This window comes from Phyllobacterium sp. LjRoot231 (genome assembly GCF_964253365.1).
In the GTDB taxonomy this organism is placed as follows: Bacteria; Pseudomonadota; Alphaproteobacteria; order Rhizobiales; family Rhizobiaceae; genus Phyllobacterium.
Genome location: NZ_CAXUQT020000001.1, coordinates 2,767,577 through 2,785,602 on the forward strand (window position 1 = coordinate 2,767,577; position 18,026 = coordinate 2,785,602).

Sequence of the window (18,026 nt, forward strand, 5' to 3'; positions counted from 1 at the left end):
TTAACGCGCAGGACTTCGCCCTCCTTCCGCAAAGTGAGTTCTTCATCACGCTGATTGATGCACCATTCGCGTGCGTCTCGATTGAACAAAAAGCGCATCTTCAGAACAAAGATATTCGATTGAGAGATCAACTCGCATTGTCAGGAACTCGATGGCGGCAAGCGTGATGAATTGACTCGCGGTGGAGATCGATCTGGCAGATTAAAACGGAGCCGGCTTTGCCTTTCGCATCATTGCCACAAGGAAAATGCAGGCAAGTGCACCCAGTGCTGCAACAGCAAAGCCGTCAATAAAGGACAGCACGGCTGCTTGGCGCGCGACAGCGGTTGCCAGCAAGGCAGTCGCTTGTGCGGTCGCAGCTGCTGGATCGCTTGTGTTCATTCCCAAGGCACTCCGGAAAGCCGCTATCCTGTCGAGTGTCAATCCGGCGATCCCGTCGATATGCAAACCGATAAGGTTCGAATGACGCTGTTCGCGTATGCGCAAGTATGTCTGCATGAACGCCGTGCCGATTTCCCCGCCGAACAAACGGCTGATCTGAATGAGCGCCCCAACCGTGAGTGCCTCGGCCGGGTTGATCGATCTTACGATGAGGACGACCAATGCCGTCAATGCAAAGGATTGACCGATTGCTTGTAATATCTGCGATGGCAGGAAGTCGGTCGTTGCCCACTGACTTGTCAAGGCGAATACAAATGGTGCGGTCGAGGAGTAGCAACCAAGGTTCAATGCTTCGAGACCAGTGTATAATTCAAAGCCCCGCCATTTTCGCCCACTATAACCCCTGCGTAGCGGCGGCTTTGCCGTAAGCATCGTCTCCATAACTGATAGCAACCGCCTGCTGCGCGGGCCAAATGATCGGAACGCAAATGAGAGATAATTCAAACGACAGAAACGGTCTGCCTGACGCGAGCCGGATTGAGGAAATCGAGGATAAAAGTTTTGAAGCCGATATCTACAGGGCCGTCGAAATAGCATTGGGGTCATTCCGCGAGACTGATCTTCGCCAGGCCATGAACAGGGCTTTCTATAACAGCGACAACCCTTTGAAGCAGAGGTTCAACCGATGACGATAGAAATCTTCTTTTCCGCAGGTGCGACCGTTGCAGTGTCCTATTTCCTTTGCGTTGTTTTCACGGAGCAGCGCTCCTGCCTCCGCAGGATTGGGGCGCGGCGCGACCGCAATAGAGGAGGGTAGGTCGATGAAATTTGGATATCGCTCGATGGCTGTCGAGTTGCGACAACGGACTGACGGGTCCAAGATATCCGAACAATTCCAAGACATCGTGAGTCGCTTTGAGTTTGCTGTGCCAGTCAGATTATCGACGAACACTCAAATCTAAGGTCGTTCAATGAATATCGAAGTGCAAGACGCGAACTTTCTGGTCCATCAGAAATTGCACCTGATCGCGAGTTCAGAAATTCGTTTCAATCCTGACCCTGAGCGACAAAGGATTGTCGGTCGCCGCGTCAGATGTTTCAGGGGCAAGCTCGAATCCGGCGAGTTGATCGAATTAAAAGTCGCACCAAGACTTGAACTGGACTCGGACCTGAGGATTTTTACCGAGAAATCGGCAAAGTTCCATGCTGAAATCTGGGTCACAGATGGCAGTGTGCGCGCCGATGTTAAAGTGAACCGCTACTCTCCCACGCTGGTAACAATCGACGACGAATTAATGGCCGTCCTGGTTGAGTTGCATCATACTGCTGTTGTGGCGAACAGACTCCCATTTTCCTTTGACGGCCGCCATGTATCGAGGGACGAGGTCAGTTTTTTGTGTCAACGCAGGCTTTGGTGACGGTTGTTACCGAATTCTGGGAATTGAATTGAAATGAACAACGGGCGCATTTTGGCAATATGAGCTACCCATTTCCACCAGTGACAATTGAATCGCGCCGCTTAGGCAAGCCCAAGAACATTTGTTCTATTTCCGAGGCGGCAGAATATCTGTTGATGAAGTGGCCGATCCATGAGGGCCGAAAATTAAAGGCAGCACGTCAGTGTTGCTTTGACGCCTTGGACGGAAAAGCATCGGCCGCCGATGCTCGCTCTGCCTTTATCGAAGCTGCCAAGGAAGCTCATATTTTCGTCGATTATGTGAAGAGTGGCAAATAGTTCGAGGTCAAAACTATTCGAAGCGGGTGGTCATCACTCCTCTAACAACCCGATCCTGGCGAGATCGGCAATTTCGCCGTCGGTGATTGAGGTGTCGGAATAGTAACTCAGATCCCGCCAGCCCGCTTGGGTGATCGTCGGTTGAATTGCTAGAGCTTCTTCACCCATTTTTCGGGCTCCACCGTTCCGGCCAACGCGTTCAAGACTGATCGCCATGGTCAGATGGGACGGCTTTTGGATTATAAGTACATTCGCTCTGCTGCTGGCCTCTAGTTTGCGCTCAAGTCTTCGCGAGTGCGTGGTGATGGTGACCTCAAGTGATCCAGTTTCAACCTCTAGAGCCAGAAGATGGCCGCCAACAGACGCGAAACTATGATCGCAAGCGACCCCGTGCGCATGAACTGATGGTTGGCCATCTTTACGGACGGCCTCTGCTTAAGTGGCTCAGGTTCCCAGACCGCCCGGAACCCCACCGCTAGCGATGAACAGACGGCACCGGAAGGAGGCCGCCGGGTTGCGATTGAGCGCTCCTTTATTGAAGCTCGATCTTCCCGTCGATGGTGTGGGTAAGCCCGACCCTATCGAGGGTGAGCACCACATTGGCTGACAGCGTCTCGCTGCCCTTCAGCCGGCCATCTTCAATCGCCTTGCGGATGGCATTTTCCATCTCGCGCTGGGAGCTGATGCCGACCACTTTCAGGAACTGGCGCAGAGAGGTGTTGAGCGCCTCTTCGTTCATGGCAAATCTCCTTGTAAAAACCGTCACGGCAGGATTCTAAGCCGTGACCCGGGGATATGCCGCTACGGTGTGTCTGCGGCCCGTTGGAAATCGATTACAAACAGGGAAGCATTCTCAAAACTACTCAGTGGTTTTTATATTATTTTGATATATTTCCGATTTACGGCCCATCGATAAAATATTCCTCCCTGTCTATTTTGAAATCGTGCGATTGCCCAATCGTAGACTGTTTGTCGTGCTTAGGCCCCGAGCCAGGTTCCGTGCGCCTGCGCCTTATTATCCTGGCCGGAGTGGTGGCAATCCTCGGTAAGAGCTGGCTGGTTGCCCCTCGTTCGTTGCCGCTGATGCCAAGCACAAATCGTCATGAGTGTTAAAGGAGTGTCCGAAATGGGTGTTCAAGGCCTCATACGATCCGTCCCCGGATCGGACAAATGTTTGATCCTTGGACGTGATGCTGATGGAAACTGGGTTGTCTGCGATGAAAGAGGACTGGTGGGCGGGTTATTTGCCGACCGTGCCTCTGCCGTGCATTTTGCCTTGTTCGAGAGCGAATTTGCTCCGGCCGCCGTGGTTTGCATTCCAGAGGGTACCGTCCTCAATCTTCAGCGCATTTCCGGTGATGACGATAAGCCGCCGCAGCATTGATCCCAGGACCGAAGGAGCGACTTCAAAAGGCTAGGAATGGCCGACAATGCGGCGCGTGCCAGTGCGGGGCATTCGTATTTTCTAAAATGGAATGAAAGGAACATAAGTATGTTGGTCGACGATTTTTATCAGTACCATGCGCAGGACGATACGTTTGGCGGGCGAATTTCGCTTGCGCGCGAATCGGCAATGCAGACCATCGAGGAAGCCGCAGACCAACTTGGCGTTACACCACAAATCTGGATGGATTGGGAGTGTGACAGGGCAGCGCCGGAATCCTATCACATGCCGCTTATGATAGGGATACTAGGAATAAGTTTGCCGTGGCTCGTGGCCGGACAGGGATCTGGGCCCACGCCCTTCGTTTCGGCGTCGGACGTAAATGCGATTCGTCGTGAACTGCATACGGCAACTGTTGATGCGGTTCGCGCGCAGAACCGCGTTCAGGAACTGTTGAGACAGTTGCAGAATCTCGATCTCTCGTAGAGCGAAAGTGGGCTAGATGGCCGTCCGGTCGGACGAGCACCCCGGCGCGACATACGATGACGTTGGGCCAGACCAGCTGCTGACATCGCCTCTCAGAAACGAAAAAGGGTAAGGCTTGTTGGATTTCCTACGTAGTTCCAGCGGAGCCAGAAAGAGAGCGCTCTCTTTCTGGCGTGCAATCTGGCTAGCGCACTCTGATATTGGTATTGCTTGGCGTTGCGGTTGATTGGCCCACTGAATTTTCGTCCATCTGCGCCCCTGACGTGAACGACTGACTGCGTGGTCCTACAGTCGACCGGGGGAGATTAGTGCGGTTGGAGTTGCGGGGGACGCTGCCAGTAAAATTAACTGCCCCGAAGGCATGCCTCCCATACCGCCGCCAATTGACTGGCCCACATTGCCGAAGACGTGGCGGTACCCTGGAGATTGTCCATTCTTGATCCTTATCGTCCGTTTTTCTTGCGAAAATACTGATAGAGATTGTCGAAGACGGGAGTTCCCTGCTCTATCCGTTGCGGGTCACCCTCGTTCGTCATCGCGATCCCGGCGATCAGACTGGCGATGCCCTTCGCTTCCTCGCGGCCGAACTTGCCGTCCTTGAGATCGATATCGTGGACAATCTCGGCGATGGCCTGCAGCGCTGGATCCGTTATTCCAGCGCGGGACAGTATCACCTCGAAGCTGCAGCGGTCGCCCTCATGGGTGATCTCGCCTTCGAACATGTCAAAGCGCAGTTCCCCTGGGTTCGGTGCGTATCCCTTGCCCGCCACGAAGCGGATGTTGGCGTCGGGATCGATGAAACGGCGGATCAGCCAGCTGCAGGCAATACGATCCACGTGCACGCCCCGGCGCGTCACCCAGGTCTTGCCCTTGAGTTCCGTGATCGGATCGGCAGCCTTTGATGGGTTCTTGGCCATCCCGTTATCCTCCATGACCCGAGCTTCGAGCTCGGAAAGTGATCCCTCCACCGAAAGGCGACCCGTGGCGTCGAAAAAGTCGATGCTCACGAGTTCGGCGAGCCGTTTGCGGATTCGGCCGAGTTGTGTGCGGACTTCCGCAAGCCTTTCGGTGGTCGCATCGGTATCCAGCCTTGCAATCATGTCGCGCGCTTCCTTGGCGATCTCCGCGTAGTCAGCGTCGCGCGCCGAATCGAACAGGGCACGCACCTGCGTATCAGAAAGGCCATCGACAAGACGCGCCTCGCACACCAGCGCCTCGCCGCCGCCGTCGACGATCTCCCTCAGGAGCCATTCGAAATCTTCCTGAGTCTCCGCGTTGGCGGGGAGCGCATAGACGGTACTCTTGACCGCGACCGCACCGATACCTTGCAGTCGCCGCCAGATTTTCACCCGGAAGTACGCCGGCTTGGTCGGCAGCTGATGTATCAGGAGCAACCAGCGCTGCTCCGTCTCAATGTCCCCTTCTCTCATAGGCGCACCGTACCACCGAAACCGTAAAATGAAACACTTGTATCACATCTTATTAGGACGTAAGTAGGTCCGTCACCAAGGCTGCAACGGTCATGCAGAATAGGATGATCAAGTATTGAACTGACCTTCATGGCTGCCAATCTTTCGCAACTCGCGTTATGGTGGTAACGACACAACTCTGGATGATCCATCATATAGATGTGCGGGCGATAACGCGTTGGTTTGTCAGGGTCAAACTTTGGTTTGTGACCGCTGGCATTCGGGACTGCAAGTGCAATGCCCTTCCAGCGGCTGCGAAACATCCAAGCTGTGTAATTTACAAGGAATCGCATGTCTAGATTTTCACCTCTCGCTGCAGCACTCATCGCCTCAGCGGTTTTCCTGTTGGACACTTTCACGACATTGGACATTGCCATTGCCGTGCTCTACGTCTCCGTGGTGCTGTTGGCCCTTAATTTTGCGGGCCAGATTGGCATAGTACTGATCGGCGCGGCCTGCATGGGACTTACCCTGCTGAGCTTTTTGATATCGCACGGGGACAATCTTACTGAATTCGAGGACTACGTTGGACGTTGCCTGGTCAGCCTTGCTGCTATTGCCATCACAACACTCCTCGGTTTCCGCTTGAAAACCTCAATGAATGTCCTGGCCGAAAGTGAACTGCGTTACCGCACCATTTTTCTGGCGACGGGTGTGGGCATACTCCAGATGGATTTCAGAGGTCTTAAAGACGCCATTGAAAAGCTGAAGAGCGGCGGCGCACGGGACATCGATCAAGCGCAGGAACTTGATCCCGGATTTGTACACAAAATTCCGAAAACCGTACGGCTGATCAACGCGAACGAGACAGCTCTGAAGATGTTCAATGTCGGAGACATCCATGCGCTGGAGAGGATGCTGCCGACTATTATCACCGCGGATATGGACAAGTCATGGAAGTTCCTCGCAGCGATATGGGCCGGGAAGACCAGCTATGAAGCTGAAACGGTGATCAACGATGCGGCGGGCACACAACTCACTGTTCTCTACAACGTTGCGTTTCCCGCAGATCGTCCGGCTCTCGACATGGTCCTTGTCAGCATCATGGATGTAACCGCGAGGAGAGAAACCGAAAACCAGCTTCATTCCGCCCGAATGGAGCTGACGCATGTTTCCCGGGTCGCAACGCTTGGGGAACTGACAGTGTCGATCGCCCATGAACTCAATCAACCGTTGGCTGCCATGATTACCAATGGGGCGGCAGGCTTGCGTTGGCTGAAACGTGCCGAGCCGGATCTGGCGAAAGTTCAATCTTCGATGGAAAGCATGGTCGCTGATGCCAAACGCGCCAGCGAGATTATCAAGAACTTGCGCGCATTGTCGAAGAAATCGTCCCCCGTCGCATCACACTTCAATCTGAACGAGGTTCTGGAAGAGACGGTTGCGCTGGTCCAAAGGGAAATTGATATCAATCGGGTGAGCCTGCAATTCGCTTTGGCTGCCGATCTTCCGCAGGTCTGTGGTGACAGGGTACAACTGCAGCAAGTAATCCTGAACCTCGTGTTGAACGCTATTCAGGCGATGTCACAGGCATCGGCAAATATTCGGAAACTGCTGATAGAGTCGATTTCTGATGAACGCTCGGCCCTCGTGAAGATTCACGATAGCGGGCCGGGGCTTACACCTGAAACCCGGGAAAAGCTGTTCAGCCCCTTCTACACGACCAAGCCGGACGGCATGGGAATGGGCTTGTCGATTTGCCGCTCCATCGTGACTGCCCATGGAGGGAGCATTACCGCGAATTCCCTGCAGGGCGCGGGAACAACATTCGAATTCACCATTCCCAGGGAAACCGAGGCCTGTTGATGGTAAAGCCAACATCCCCACTTGTCTTTGTGGTCGACGACGACGTGCACTTGAGGGAGGCGTTGCGCAATCTGTTTGAATCGGTCGGAATGCATGTCGAGTTGTTCGGTTCAACGTCGGAGCTTATACTTCGTCTTGCAAAGGGCGGCGCGTCGGAGAGTTGCCTTGTCCTCGATATCCGACTTCCCGGTGTCAGTGGCCTCGACTTTCAGAACCAGTTGGCGAAGATTGGCAACAACATTCCGATCGTCTTCATGACGGGCCACGGCGATGTTCCGATGTCGGTGCGGGCGATGAAGGCGGGGGCGACCGATTTCCTTATCAAGCCATTCCGCGACCAGGACATGCTCGATGCAGTCTCTAATGCGTTGGCGCTGGACCGGAGCCGCCGAGCTTCCGATGATGAAATATCCGAGCTTATGACGCGGTATGAGGAACTGACGATGCGTGAACGCCAGGTATTGGCCTTGGTGACGACCGGGCTCATGAACAAACAGATTGCCGGCGAACTGGGCGTCAGTGAAATAACAGTAAAAATCCATCGCGGCCATGTGATGGAAAAGATGGGAGTGCGGACGCTTGCCGAGCTTGTCAAGAGATACGAGGCGATCCTGCCTCACCTGAAAACGTAAACGCTGGATATAAACCATTTAAACTTGAGTATGATTGAATTTCGTCGGGCTCGGGCGCATTTTTCTGGAACGTCATTAAAGCGCGTTGAGTACGCAAAAGGCTTTCCTTGTCCAATCTGAAATCCATAGCTGTCGTCGAGGACGACGCATCCCTGCTGGCTGCCCTTGAGAATCTGATCGGCTCCCATGGGCTCGAGGTCCATGGTTTTGCAAACGCCGAGGCTTTCCTGGCTCAAAGAGACTCCGTCGAAATTGACTGCCTGATCACGGATGTGCAGATGGATGGGATGGGCGGGGTAGAGCTGTTCGATATGCTGCGCAGGATTGGCGACACCACGCCCGTCATATTCATTACGGCATTTGAGGATGAGCGCATACACAGGCAGGTTATGGCAGCTGGGGCTACGGCCTATTTCAAAAAACCTTTTGACTGTGAAGAAGTGCTCGATCGCATCGAACATTGCCTGGCCGCCGAGTGATAGTGATTGTTAGCAACTGCTTCATTTTGTGTTCCGCTCCGTGACAAAAGACCGCCCAGAGGACGACCCAAGGCGGTCTTTTGCGGACACGGGAGGATGTCCGGGCTTCAGCCGAGGGGAAACTGAAGCGTGGTAGCCGCGGGAACTACCAAGCCTATCGATGTCCGACAGGCGCTGAAGTAGGGGTACAAACAATCAGCCCGATGGGTAATTATACATTGGTATGGTTTGTCTAAAAAAACGCGTCAGTACCTGGCATCTGTTTTCGCAACTGGTCACGTATGATTACGGCATTATGGAGCACGTGCCACACGGTTCCCGTAACCACTGATGCTTATCTGACCAATATCCCCGCTCAACAATAGAGCGCGACGAGTTTGACGCTCTCAAAAGTCGGAGATTAGGTAGCAACGACCACCAATATGGTTATAGGCTATTGATTCTACATGAAAATCCTCTTTTGTCTGACGCCACTGTTGACGGAAAATTGAGACGGAATGCTAAATGCGAGGACTGAATTGCTTCTAGTTTTCCTTAGGTTCGGTTCTGACCACCACTGACATTCCTGGCACCAGCTGCTTAGCGAGTTCCTGGTCGGGGTCGATTGCAATGCGGACTGAAATGCGCTGTGCGACCTTGGTGAAATTGCCAGTCGCGTTGTCTGGCCTGATTATGCTGAATTCGGACCCTGCCGCCGGGGCAAAGGCCTCGACATGTCCCGTCATTCGCCTGCGGTCTAGAGCGTCGACGGTGAAACTAACGCGTTGACCGAGCGTAATGTTCGTCAGTTGGGTTTCCTTGAAGTTGGCAATTACCCATACGTCCGGTGGAACGATCGCCATCAATTGCGTTCCAGCGGCAACATATTGTCCAAGCTTCACGCCAACCTCGCCGAGCCGTCCGTTTCGAGGAGCAAGGATCCGCGTGTTGGCCAGATCAATCTCTGCCAGCTTCACAGCCGCCTGAGCTCCGGCGACGGCGGCCTCCAAGGAGCCGCGGCTCACCTTGATGGTTTCGAGATCCTGCCGCGACACTTCGAGGGCGGCCTTGGCTTGCAATTCCAGGGACTGTGCCTGTTGCTTGGCGCTTTCGCTCTGATCGGCATCGCTCTTGCTCATGACGCCCCGGCGCGCCAAGGGGTCTATTCTCGCCCAATCGGCCTGGGCCTGATGTGAGACGGCGGTAGCGCTGTCAAGCTGCGCCTGGCTTGAGGCGATGCGCGCTTCGGCGGCGCGTTGTTGCTGGGCCGAATTGTCCAGCGCAGCCTGTTCACTTGCCAGTGTCGCTTTTGGCTTGATCGAGTTTCTGGGCAAAAATCCGATCGTCGATCCGGGCCAGAAGCTGGCCCTCCACAACTTCCGCATAATCCTGTACCGCCACCTCAATGATATAACCGCTAAGCTGCGGGCTGATCACTGTGACGTAACCCCTGACATAGGCATTTTCCGTTATCTCGACATCGCTCCTGAATGGCGGCAATCGCCAGGCATACAGGACAAGCACCAGGCCTGAGACGCCGACGGCGATTGCGATCAAAGTTGCGAAATGGCGGCGATAGCTGGACATGCATCCTCAACTTATTGGAACGGTTGCTGGGGAATGTCGGCGAGCGAGAAGTGCGCGGGTAGACGTGTGTGCTAAAAGCATGACAAGGGCACCAAAAGATATTGCGGCAATCAGCAGGAACGCGTCGTTATAGGCCAGGATATTAGCTTGGCGCGTGATCTGTTGGGACAACAACGCGATTCCTTCGGCTTTGAGCAAGGCCTTGTCGGCAATCATCCCACCATACGCGCCGGCCAGTTCCGATGCGCGCTCGGTCACCATGGGGTCGAAGGGAACGATCCTTTCAGCCAATATGTTTGAGTGAAACTTCTCGCGGATCGTAATGAACGAGCCGAAAACAGCCTGGCCGAGGAGCCCGCCCAGGCTCTGCGTCGACAGGAAGACGATGATGAAGCTCAGTATGTAGTTGGGTCCGCGCTTCAGCGCCGCAGTCAATCCGATCGACATGGCCGGAGGCAAGAATAGGGCGGTTGCCGCTGCTATCAGCGCTTGGCTGAGATACATTTCCGGAGGACGGGTAAGATAGGTCGCTTGGCTGTCTATATAGGATCCCATGATCAGAAAAATCAGCGCGACGGCGTGAATTGCAGGAACGCGTTCCGGCGTCATGACCGCGGCGCACGACAATCCTGCAGCAATCATTGATACCATCATGATGACATAGAGCTTCCACAGTTGGTCGTTCATCAGGCCGAGATTCTGGAAAAAGCTTGTGGCGATGGTCGACTGCTCGGAGACGGCCAGCCGAAAGAAAAGGATCGTTCCGGCAAGATGCAGGATCTCCTTGCTGGCGATCCATCGTATATCGAGGAGGGGTCTTTCGCGATTGAGTTCAATCACCACGGCCATCGTTATCGTCACAATGGCGATCGCGAGCAGAACTCCAAGCCAGGCTGCTTCCCTCCACCAGTTGAGGCGGCCTGTGACCAGAACGACGGCCGTACACCCAAAACCAATGGCGATCAGCCCGTAGCTCACAACGTCCATCTTTTCGATCACCTTGGCACGCGGAATTGGCGTCAGCGGAAGGACGTAGATCACTCCGAACGAGACGAGCGCTAACGACACTTCGAACATGTAGAGACCTTGCCACTGGCCGATATCGAGTAAGGTCGGCGACAGCAGGCGCGCCATCGGAGCGGCAAGCGAGATATTGGTGAGCACCAGGCAAACCCCGATCGTCCGTTTTCGAGATGGTGGAAATGCCTCCAGCATATAGAGAAAGGCGAGGCTCGACAGCGGAGCAGCCGCAATGCCGCTGACAAAGCGAATGATGATCGCGGATTGCAGATCAATGACAAGAAGATGCAGCAGCGAAACCAATACAAATATGGCGATGCTCAGTTCGGCGAAATTCCGGAGACCGTATTGGTTCCGGATCTTGATCAGCGCAACCGAAAGGCTGACATTGGGAGCCATATACGCAGCGATCAGCCAAGTCGCTTCGACATTTGTGGCACCAAGATAGCCTTGAATTTGCGGGATATTGGTCGCGACCAAATTCATGCCGAGTCCTTGTGTCATCGACAAAAGAGTTGATGCAGCGATATAGGCGGCAGATCGGAGCGCATTGATAGGTGGGTCGGCGACTGGCGATGCATCGGAGACGGTCTGCACCTTCGCCAGATTTATGTTGTTTGGGGTGTATCCGACAAACTCCGCCTCGGGGATCATAAAGTAACCCTCTCTAAAGCTCCTCCAGACTCACAGCTCGGTTCATGGATCGCAATGACCTGGGCTTCCAAATTCGCTTGGGTTTCGCGCATTTCGACAAGCTTCTCGAGGATCTCGCGCCTTTCCCGCTTTAACTCTGCCGTTACTCGGTCGACAAACGCTACGTCATGTCCGGTGGTTTTTGCTACCTAATTCTGCTGCTATCTTACGTTTCACCACCATCGTAATTAACGATTCACCAGACTTCTAATTAACGTTTCACCATGCATAACATGTCAGGGACCGACTTCGCGCCGCCGCCGTGGCTTGTTCTTTTGCCACCGAAAGGACTTGCCTGTTGGCGGTCCGCGTTCGGGCTCATCGACGTAGTTGCCGGCTTCCTTGGCAGCTTCGATGAACGCGAAACGTGCTGCTCCAGATGAGAGGTTTCCTTCAAGGCACGACAGGAGAGCGTGCTTCGCAGCAGTTAGCACTTCGCCTTCCTTAATCGGCCAATCCGTTAGAATTTGCTCGGCAGCCTGAAGGGCTGATGTAACGACACGCATCCTGCCAGGATGGCTAGTCATGATACGCACTTCTTTGAACGGCTTTTCTTCCATCTGCGCGAAACGGTCTCTTGGGAATTCGGTTCCTGCGGGTGATATAACCACTATTTACTAGGGAAATGATGACGCCTTCGCGGTTGCAGTATCTTTCGCAACGCGCGGCTGATCCGTCTAAAGGGCCTTCCCAACCGCCTTCTGTGCTTCATTCTCAAGTAGTTCCGAAGATTTTTCCCATTCCTCGCCATGTCGCCCCCGCGTTAGTCGCCAGCGTCACTTTTATGTTCGCCGCAATACCATTCCAGCCCATAGCGCTTGTCAAACCCGAACGATCCCCATGCCTTGCAGCCTTCGTGCATACAATAGTGTTCAAAAAGCCCGGCCGGGGCTTTCTCCATATGATCGGGATAGGCGGGTTTTGGCGTTTCGCTCATTTGCCGACCTTCATCTTCAGGTGGACGCCCTTGTAATTCTGGGGAAGCCCTGCCTTGGCATGGGCTTTCGCCAGCTTGTCGAGCCATGCCGCAATGTCTTCAGGCACGGGCTCAATGTCGTTACTCCAGGCGTTGACCAGAAACACATCGCATTCCAAGGCGGCGGCTAGATCAAGTTGGGACCATCGTAGAAGCTTCAGGCATTCATTAAATCGTTCAGGCGTCAATATTACTCCAGCTCCGGCACGTCGCCGGATTGAAACAGAATCGTCGGCGGCCCGTATTCACCGATAACAGGTTGGGCTTCCCGACTCCAAGCCAAAACGCCCGTACATTTCGCCGCGAGGTAACGCGCCATTCGAGTAGCGTCTTCTTGGGTATCGAACTGCATCGGATCGTAAGCCGGCACCAGTTCACCATTGTCCGCGCGGCTGAACGCTATGACAACAACAGGGCGAGCGGGATGAGCCTTCGCCACAAGTAGTTCAGACATCTTTTTTCTTCATCAATTTGCGCAACTCGGTTTCCACCGACAGCAGCACGTTTGGGTGCATCGCCAGGTTGGTATTCTCGGCAACTTCGATCATTGCGGCGAGGACTTCTTCCTTGGTCCATCCGGCAACCTGGGCATCGCCCAGGAGCTCAAGCATTCGATCTTCGACTGCCCGCTGACAGTCAGCGAAGCGATCGGGGTCGTCTCTCATGCGCGTCGGGCCGGGAATCGTCATGAGCCGTCACCTGTGAACCGTTCGTCGTTGAATGGCGGGAGGCCGCCGAAGTCCTTCGAGCTATAAAGGTGCAATCAATTGTCCTTCGCCTTCATTGGGTACGCCTGAGAAGAGGAATACCTCACCGAGTTCGGGGTGATGACCGTGGACACCATTGAACGGGAACTCTTCGGGATCGGAGGATTCGTGAATGGTCACGTCGTCAACAGATTCGTCCTTCACATGAATAACTATTTCTGCAGAACCTGAAAGCTCCTGCGTATCCATCAAAGCCTCCCTGACCTCAAATTCAAACTCCGGATCCCAACCTTCATTTCCAATGAAATCCTTATCGCGGAACCTGACTTTCCATGGCATGGCTCAATCCTCCGATTAGAGCAGCAGCGGTTGTTCTTCCTCTGTCTCAGGTTGTGGCAAAACAATCAGTTCATTATCGGGCAGGGGTCTTTGCAAATGTAGCGCTTCTTCGGCCGGCGCGTTCATCCAAACGTCTATTTCTTCGGATGTGCGCAAGATGACCGGCATCGCTTGTTCATGAATCGGTTTGACGACGGCATTCGGGAAGGTCGTCAGAAACGCGAAGATATCGGCCTGAACGGGGCCTTCCTTCTTCTTCCGGACGCTGTACCAGTTGGTCCAGATGCCAGCGAACCAAAACAGCGGTTTCTCCTCGTTGAGGGCAAACCAATGGAGCGGCTTCTTCTTGGTAACTGGATCCGGCAACTTGCCGTATTCGGAGAAGCTTGTCGCCGGGACAACGCAACGGTTTGCCGGACCAAGCCAAGCCTGCCAGTGCGGTGATTTCTCGTTGCGAATGTTGGTCACACCGTAGTCGACATCGCCTTTCAGAAACTGCGGTGGAGTCGGCATACCCCATCGGGCGATTGCTAACTCACGATCACCATTTGCATCCTTGCGACCGATCGGTGCCGGGTAGTCGGGGAAAACATCCATCTGTGGCGTCAGCCGGTTAGTTAGATCGTTGATCGGCAGGAACAGTTGCCGCATCGCTTCTTGTGTCGTGGTGGCGTTGTATAAGTTGCACATGGGCTAATCTCTCAGCTTGTTCCTGGTACCGATCATATTCATTTCCCGCGATCCGCAAACAATGCAGCGCAGTTTTCTGTTTAAACCGTGGACGGTCGAGTGTTTTCCATATTTGCCTTCCAAGGCATACCGATCCAGCGAACCGATCCGACCACAGTGGATGCAATATGCAAACAGATCATCCCAGCTTTCCAGATCCGAAAACCGTGCGGTCTCCTTGATCGGCCTCAGATAACGCTTAGGAGACATCTTTGCCCACCATCATACGCATATTCTTTGACCGCCACGTGCCTTTAGTCCGGTCTGCCGGTGTGATCCACTCGCCATCGAACGCCTTGAGGAAGCACTCGGCGCTCTCTCGTTGGGGAAAGCAGTAGATGGTGAAACGCTCATCATCGACATAAAGGGTATGGTTTAGTCGCCAGCACCCAAGCTTTTGAGACAGAAACGTCACGTTTTCAAATCGCCAGGAAACTTCGCATGCCACTATGGCGATCTGAAACGGATACTCACGGTCGATGATGCCTATCGGGGGCGCTCCTCTGCTCCTGGTCATGGTCAGTCCCACGGTGTAAACGTCTTCGGCCTCCAGCCACGGGCAAAGCCATGGCCCATAGCGATGGAAGCATATTGGAGTTCCTTCATCAGGAAATCACGTTCGGACAGCAGCGTCCCAATCGCAGCATGCACATCCCCATTGTGCTCGGTAATCAGCTGATCGACCTCATCACCATGTTTCAGCACCGGTCCGTTCATTGGCCTCTCCTTTTGAGACAAGCCTGTCCGACCCATTTCAGATAGAGGGTTTCCAGTTCGAATTGTCGGTTGAACGGCCGTCGCTACCGCGTACGTTCTATATTTGTTCCGTTATCCAAAAGAGTCAAGATGCGCCTCAAATGGTACGTTCGTGCTGAAATTGAGGTAGAGCCGCGGATGACTGCGCCTCTCCATGTTTAGCGTAAGCGTGGCGTATCAACCGCCTACCGACGCTTGTGTGGGCAAGATAGTGTCCACTTAAAATAAGCGGACACTTAGCATGACGTTGATGACATTGGATGAAGCTGAAGAGTACTCGCGCCGGCGCCGGTCTTGGACGAATGAAGAGAAATGGCAGATCGTCCGGGAGACGGAACTTCCTGGTGTTGCGGTAGCGGAAGTTGCCCGCCGTCATTGCGTGAATAACAATCAGCTGTTTGGCTGGATACGTGCGGCCGAGGCAGGCAAGCTTGGCCCACGGCCGATTGATCTTGAACCTCTGCCGATCGTCGAGGGCCAAAACGAGTTCATCCCCATCGGCGTGTTTGCTCGCTGTGATGACGAAGGAGCTGCTCTGGTTGCGCCGTTGCCGGCAGTGCGGCCATCCGATCAATCAAACTCGGAGGCGTCTCATCAAGCTGTCTCTGAGATTCCACAACAATCCAGATGGTCTGGCCTTCCAGCCAAAGGTCCTGCACTGGATGAGCGGGCTGGTGTGATCGAGGTTGATCTGCCGAACGGTGTGCGGATCCGCGTTGATGCCTTTGTGAGCAAGCAGGCTCTGAAAAGAGTTTTGTCGGCTCTGGATGAAACGCCGTGATCCAGATTGCACCGGGAACCCGGGTTTATCTGGCTTGCCGACCAGTGGATATGCGCCGTGGCTTTGATGGACTGTCGGCCGACGTGGTCAATAAGCTGCATGCGGATCCTTACTCCGGCCATATGTTCTTGTTCCGGGGAAAAAGCGGCGGCTATCTGAAGGTGCTCTATTGGGATGGAACGGGCATGTGCCTGTTCTCCAAACGATTGGAGCAAGGCAAGTTCGTGTGGCCATCGATTGTCGATGGTGCATTGCAACTGACACCGGCGCAGATGGCGCTTCTGATCGAGGGCATTGACTGGCGTAGGACGGTTGCGCCTAATCTGCCAAAGCGCCCGGAAATGGCTTGATATCCGGCAGAAAAGTCTTCTGGTTTTACCGATGGAATCTGGCTTTGAACGCCTGTCCATGCTAGACAATCGCCATGTCTCTGGCTGTTGCTTCTCTCCCTTCCGATCCGGATGAATTGCGCGCTTTTGCTGCACGATTGCAGGCTGAGATTGCCGCTCGCGATGCCGAAATTTACACCAAGACGCTGCATATCGAAAAGCTGAAGGCGCAGCTTGCCATTCTGCGCCGTGCCCGGTTCGGTCGTTCGTCGGAAAAGCTTGATCGGACAATCGAACAGCTGGAATTGCTGATCGGCGATCTTGAGGAAAGCCAGGCAGAGACTGAGATTCAAGGGGATGCCACTTCGACAGATGCCGAACAACCCGCATCCACACCGCGTCCCCGTGGCCCGCTTGGACGCAAACCATTACCGGAACATTTGCCCCGGGAAGTGCTTGTGCATGAGGCGGCCTGTTCCTGCCCCAACTGCGGCGGCACAAACTTTAGCAAGATTGGCGAAGATGAGCGCGAGGTGCTGGAGTATGTGCCATCTCACTTCAAATGTGTGGTGCATGTACGCCCCAAGTTGAGCTGCCGTACATGTGAGACGATTGTCCAAGCTCCTATGCCGTCATTGCCGATTGAGCGCGGCCGCCCGGGACCTGCCTTGCTGGCACATGTACTTGTGTCAAAATACTGCGATCACCTGCCGCTGTATCGCCAGAGTGAAATCTATGCGCGTTCTGGTGTGGAGCTTGATCGTTCCACCTTGGCCGGATGGATTGGAGCCATGGCGGCTCTTCTAGCTCCGCTCGTGGAAGCAATCGGCAACCATGTTCGCTCTGGGGCAACACTGCATGCGGACGACACACCTGTCCCGGTACTTGATCCCGGGCGTGGGCAGACCAAGACTGGACGGGTGTGGACCCTGGTTCGTGATGAGCGGCCATGGGGATCGACAGAACCACCAGCTGCTTTCTACCGCTACTCGCCTGATCGAAAGGGCGAACAGGCAGAAGCCCTTCTCAAAGGATGCCGTGGCTTCCTGCATGCTGACGCCTATAGCGGGTTCAACAGTCTCTACGCGCCAGATACCGTTACTGGACAACCGCGTCTGAGTGAGGTGGCGTGCTGGGCGCATGCAAGGCGGTATCTTTACGAAGATTACGAGCGCACGGGCTCGCCGGCAGCCAATCATGCCTTGCGCTTGATCTCCGAACTATTTGCCATCGAGGCAGATATCCGAGGGAAATCACCGGCAGAGCGACTTGCCGTTCGTCAGGATCATTCAATCCCGCCGCTTGAGAACTTAAAGACCTTCCTGGATGGAACCCTTGCCCGCATCAGCGGTAAGACCGATCTGGCAAGGGCAATTCGTTACACCACGCTGCGTTGGGATCAGCTCACCCGCTACACGACTGATGGCCGACTCGAAATGAGTAACAATGCAGCTGAACGCTCAATCCGGCCACTGGCTCTGGGTCGCAAGAATTATCTCTTCGCAGGTTCCGATGCCGGAGGAAAACGCGCTGCAGCTATCTACACACTCATTGAGACAGCCAGGATGAATGATCTCGATCCAGAAACCTGGCTGACCGATGTCATCAATCACATTGCAGAACATCCGATCAACCGGATCAACGAGCTGCTGCCGTGGAATTGGCAAACGCCAAAGAAACATGCAAAAGCGGCATAGCAAGTAGCAGGAGAGCTCGTGAACAGTCACGCTTTGGCATTGAGAGCCAATGGCGGACAAC

Annotated in this window: 23 protein-coding genes and 1 pseudogene; 10 read left to right on the plus strand and 14 right to left on the minus strand. The window is 54.4% G+C overall.

Annotated elements, in window-relative coordinates:
* Window positions 1-201: 201 nt before the first annotated feature.
* Window positions 202-684, minus strand: coding sequence for a hypothetical protein (locus ACSQ3H_RS13675; protein WP_436117552.1), 483 nt, complete (start codon window positions 682-684; stop codon window positions 202-204).
* A 668-nt stretch (window positions 685-1,352) separates the two neighbouring features.
* On the opposite strand from ACSQ3H_RS13675, the gene ACSQ3H_RS13680 reads away from it, so the two are divergent.
* Both ACSQ3H_RS13680 and ACSQ3H_RS13685 read left to right on the plus strand, forming a co-directional pair.
* Window positions 1,353-1,799, plus strand: a complete 447-nt coding sequence (locus ACSQ3H_RS13680) for a hypothetical protein (RefSeq protein ID WP_436117553.1) — start codon at window positions 1,353-1,355, stop codon at window positions 1,797-1,799.
* A gap of 59 nt (window positions 1,800-1,858) precedes the next feature.
* Window positions 1,859-2,116: a DUF982 domain-containing protein gene (locus tag ACSQ3H_RS13685; RefSeq protein WP_436117554.1), complete on the plus strand. Its 258-nt coding sequence runs from the start codon at window positions 1,859-1,861 to the stop codon at window positions 2,114-2,116.
* 33 nt (window positions 2,117-2,149) lie between these two features.
* Here the strand turns inward: ACSQ3H_RS13685 and ACSQ3H_RS13690 are convergent, their stop codons facing one another.
* Together ACSQ3H_RS13690 and ACSQ3H_RS13695 are read right to left on the minus strand one after the other, a co-directional pair.
* Window positions 2,150-2,284, minus strand: coding sequence for a hypothetical protein (locus ACSQ3H_RS13690; RefSeq protein ID WP_436117555.1), 135 nt, complete (start codon window positions 2,282-2,284; stop codon window positions 2,150-2,152).
* 364 nt (window positions 2,285-2,648) lie between these two features.
* A complete protein-coding gene (locus tag ACSQ3H_RS13695) occupies window positions 2,649-2,855 on the minus strand; it encodes a DUF6494 family protein (RefSeq protein ID WP_436117556.1) in 207 nt (68 codons plus the stop codon).
* A gap of 387 nt (window positions 2,856-3,242) precedes the next feature.
* Here ACSQ3H_RS13695 and ACSQ3H_RS13700 point away from each other — a divergent pair, with 387 nt between their 5' ends.
* Together ACSQ3H_RS13700 and ACSQ3H_RS13705 are read left to right on the plus strand one after the other, a co-directional pair.
* Window positions 3,243-3,500: a hypothetical protein gene (locus ACSQ3H_RS13700; RefSeq protein ID WP_436117557.1), complete on the plus strand. Its 258-nt coding sequence runs from the start codon at window positions 3,243-3,245 to the stop codon at window positions 3,498-3,500.
* Window positions 3,501-3,608: 108 nt separating this feature from the next.
* Window positions 3,609-3,986, plus strand: coding sequence for a helix-turn-helix domain-containing protein (locus tag ACSQ3H_RS13705; protein ID WP_436117558.1), 378 nt, complete (start codon window positions 3,609-3,611; stop codon window positions 3,984-3,986).
* A gap of 443 nt (window positions 3,987-4,429) precedes the next feature.
* Here the strand turns inward: ACSQ3H_RS13705 and ACSQ3H_RS13710 are convergent, their stop codons facing one another.
* A complete protein-coding gene (locus tag ACSQ3H_RS13710; protein WP_436117559.1) occupies window positions 4,430-5,416 on the minus strand; it encodes a chromate resistance protein ChrB domain-containing protein in 987 nt (328 codons plus the stop codon).
* A gap of 330 nt (window positions 5,417-5,746) precedes the next feature.
* Here ACSQ3H_RS13710 and ACSQ3H_RS13715 point away from each other — a divergent pair, with 330 nt between their 5' ends.
* From ACSQ3H_RS13715 to ACSQ3H_RS13725, 3 genes are all read left to right on the plus strand, one after another.
* On the plus strand, window positions 5,747-7,261 hold the full coding sequence (locus tag ACSQ3H_RS13715) for a sensor histidine kinase (protein ID WP_436117560.1): 1,515 nt from the start codon (window positions 5,747-5,749) through the stop codon (window positions 7,259-7,261).
* Complete coding sequence (locus tag ACSQ3H_RS13720; RefSeq protein ID WP_436117561.1) at window positions 7,261-7,893, plus strand: response regulator transcription factor; 633 nt, start codon at window positions 7,261-7,263, stop codon at window positions 7,891-7,893. The genes ACSQ3H_RS13715 and ACSQ3H_RS13720 overlap by 1 nt, the downstream gene beginning before the upstream one ends.
* Window positions 7,894-8,000: 107 nt before the next feature.
* The gene (locus ACSQ3H_RS13725) at window positions 8,001-8,372 is read left to right on the plus strand and encodes a response regulator transcription factor (RefSeq protein WP_436117562.1); all 372 of its coding nucleotides are present in this window, start codon (window positions 8,001-8,003) and stop codon (window positions 8,370-8,372) included.
* Between the two features lie 524 nt (window positions 8,373-8,896).
* Here ACSQ3H_RS13725 and ACSQ3H_RS13730 read toward each other — a convergent pair.
* The 10 genes and pseudogenes from ACSQ3H_RS13730 to ACSQ3H_RS13775 all read right to left on the minus strand — a co-directional run bounded on the left by ACSQ3H_RS13730 (window position 8,897) and on the right by ACSQ3H_RS13775 (window position 15,119).
* Window positions 8,897-9,938: pseudogene (locus ACSQ3H_RS13730) on the minus strand (HlyD family secretion protein).
* Between the two features lie 6 nt (window positions 9,939-9,944).
* A complete protein-coding gene (locus ACSQ3H_RS13735) occupies window positions 9,945-11,462 on the minus strand; it encodes an MFS transporter (RefSeq protein ID WP_436119446.1) in 1,518 nt (505 codons plus the stop codon).
* Window positions 11,463-11,887: 425 nt separating this feature from the next.
* Window positions 11,888-12,178, minus strand: coding sequence for a DUF982 domain-containing protein (locus ACSQ3H_RS13740; protein WP_436117563.1), 291 nt, complete (start codon window positions 12,176-12,178; stop codon window positions 11,888-11,890).
* Window positions 12,179-12,414: 236 nt separating this feature from the next.
* Entirely contained in the window at window positions 12,415-12,588 is a 174-nt protein-coding gene (locus ACSQ3H_RS13745; protein ID WP_436117564.1) for a hypothetical protein, read from the minus strand.
* Window positions 12,585-12,734: a hypothetical protein gene (locus ACSQ3H_RS13750; protein ID WP_436117565.1), complete on the minus strand. Its 150-nt coding sequence runs from the start codon at window positions 12,732-12,734 to the stop codon at window positions 12,585-12,587. Before ACSQ3H_RS13750 ends, ACSQ3H_RS13745 begins: the two co-directional genes overlap by 4 nt.
* 83 nt (window positions 12,735-12,817) lie before the next feature.
* The gene (locus ACSQ3H_RS13755; protein WP_436117566.1) at window positions 12,818-13,081 is read right to left on the minus strand and encodes a hypothetical protein; all 264 of its coding nucleotides are present in this window, start codon (window positions 13,079-13,081) and stop codon (window positions 12,818-12,820) included.
* Window positions 13,074-13,316, minus strand: a complete 243-nt coding sequence (locus ACSQ3H_RS13760; RefSeq protein ID WP_436117567.1) for a hypothetical protein — start codon at window positions 13,314-13,316, stop codon at window positions 13,074-13,076. The genes ACSQ3H_RS13755 and ACSQ3H_RS13760 overlap by 8 nt, the downstream gene beginning before the upstream one ends.
* Window positions 13,317-13,376: 60 nt before the next feature.
* A complete protein-coding gene (locus tag ACSQ3H_RS13765) occupies window positions 13,377-13,673 on the minus strand; it encodes a hypothetical protein (RefSeq protein WP_436117568.1) in 297 nt (98 codons plus the stop codon).
* Window positions 13,674-13,688: 15 nt separating this feature from the next.
* A complete protein-coding gene (locus tag ACSQ3H_RS13770; RefSeq protein WP_436117569.1) occupies window positions 13,689-14,363 on the minus strand; it encodes an SOS response-associated peptidase in 675 nt (224 codons plus the stop codon).
* Between the two features lie 558 nt (window positions 14,364-14,921).
* A complete protein-coding gene (locus ACSQ3H_RS13775) occupies window positions 14,922-15,119 on the minus strand; it encodes a hypothetical protein (RefSeq protein WP_436117570.1) in 198 nt (65 codons plus the stop codon).
* Between the two features lie 280 nt (window positions 15,120-15,399).
* Here ACSQ3H_RS13775 and tnpA point away from each other — a divergent pair, with 280 nt between their 5' ends.
* The 3 genes from tnpA (at window position 15,400) to tnpC (ending at window position 17,965) form a co-directional block, all read left to right on the plus strand.
* The gene (gene tnpA / locus ACSQ3H_RS13780) at window positions 15,400-15,939 is read left to right on the plus strand and encodes an IS66-like element accessory protein TnpA (RefSeq protein ID WP_436117571.1); all 540 of its coding nucleotides are present in this window, start codon (window positions 15,400-15,402) and stop codon (window positions 15,937-15,939) included.
* Entirely contained in the window at window positions 15,936-16,289 is a 354-nt protein-coding gene (tnpB, locus tag ACSQ3H_RS13785) for an IS66 family insertion sequence element accessory protein TnpB (protein ID WP_436117572.1), read from the plus strand. Before tnpA ends, tnpB begins: the two co-directional genes overlap by 4 nt.
* A gap of 74 nt (window positions 16,290-16,363) precedes the next feature.
* Window positions 16,364-17,965 (plus strand): IS66 family transposase, encoded by a 1,602-nt coding sequence (gene tnpC / locus ACSQ3H_RS13790; RefSeq protein WP_436117573.1) that lies wholly within the window; start codon window positions 16,364-16,366, stop codon window positions 17,963-17,965.
* Window positions 17,966-18,026 lie beyond the last annotated feature (61 nt).

Coding starts and splice junctions, on each gene's coding strand:
- ACSQ3H_RS13680 (WP_436117553.1), top strand. CDS start 1,353: ATGAATATCGAAGTGCAAGACGCGAACTTTCTGGTCCATCAGAAATTG.
- ACSQ3H_RS13685 (WP_436117554.1), top strand. CDS start 1,859: ATGAGCTACCCATTTCCACCAGTGACAATTGAATCGCGCCGCTTAGGC.
- ACSQ3H_RS13690 (WP_436117555.1), bottom strand. CDS start 2,284: ATGGGTGAAGAAGCTCTAGCAATTCAACCGACGATCACCCAAGCGGGC.
- ACSQ3H_RS13695 (WP_436117556.1), bottom strand. CDS start 2,855: ATGAACGAAGAGGCGCTCAACACCTCTCTGCGCCAGTTCCTGAAAGTG.
- ACSQ3H_RS13700 (WP_436117557.1), top strand. CDS start 3,243: ATGGGTGTTCAAGGCCTCATACGATCCGTCCCCGGATCGGACAAATGT.
- ACSQ3H_RS13705 (WP_436117558.1), top strand. CDS start 3,609: ATGTTGGTCGACGATTTTTATCAGTACCATGCGCAGGACGATACGTTT.
- ACSQ3H_RS13710 (WP_436117559.1), bottom strand. CDS start 5,416: ATGAGAGAAGGGGACATTGAGACGGAGCAGCGCTGGTTGCTCCTGATA.
- ACSQ3H_RS13715 (WP_436117560.1), top strand. CDS start 5,747: ATGTCTAGATTTTCACCTCTCGCTGCAGCACTCATCGCCTCAGCGGTT.
- ACSQ3H_RS13720 (WP_436117561.1), top strand. CDS start 7,261: ATGGTAAAGCCAACATCCCCACTTGTCTTTGTGGTCGACGACGACGTG.
- ACSQ3H_RS13735 (WP_436119446.1), bottom strand. CDS start 11,462: ATGACACAAGGACTCGGCATGAATTTGGTCGCGACCAATATCCCGCAA.
- ACSQ3H_RS13740 (WP_436117563.1), bottom strand. CDS start 12,178: ATGACTAGCCATCCTGGCAGGATGCGTGTCGTTACATCAGCCCTTCAG.
- ACSQ3H_RS13745 (WP_436117564.1), bottom strand. CDS start 12,588: ATGAGCGAAACGCCAAAACCCGCCTATCCCGATCATATGGAGAAAGCC.
- ACSQ3H_RS13755 (WP_436117566.1), bottom strand. CDS start 13,081: ATGTCTGAACTACTTGTGGCGAAGGCTCATCCCGCTCGCCCTGTTGTT.
- ACSQ3H_RS13760 (WP_436117567.1), bottom strand. CDS start 13,316: ATGACGATTCCCGGCCCGACGCGCATGAGAGACGACCCCGATCGCTTC.
- ACSQ3H_RS13765 (WP_436117568.1), bottom strand. CDS start 13,673: ATGCCATGGAAAGTCAGGTTCCGCGATAAGGATTTCATTGGAAATGAA.
- ACSQ3H_RS13770 (WP_436117569.1), bottom strand. CDS start 14,363: ATGTGCAACTTATACAACGCCACCACGACACAAGAAGCGATGCGGCAA.
- ACSQ3H_RS13775 (WP_436117570.1), bottom strand. CDS start 15,119: ATGAACGGACCGGTGCTGAAACATGGTGATGAGGTCGATCAGCTGATT.
- tnpA (WP_436117571.1), top strand. CDS start 15,400: ATGACGTTGATGACATTGGATGAAGCTGAAGAGTACTCGCGCCGGCGC.
- tnpC (WP_436117573.1), top strand. CDS start 16,364: ATGTCTCTGGCTGTTGCTTCTCTCCCTTCCGATCCGGATGAATTGCGC.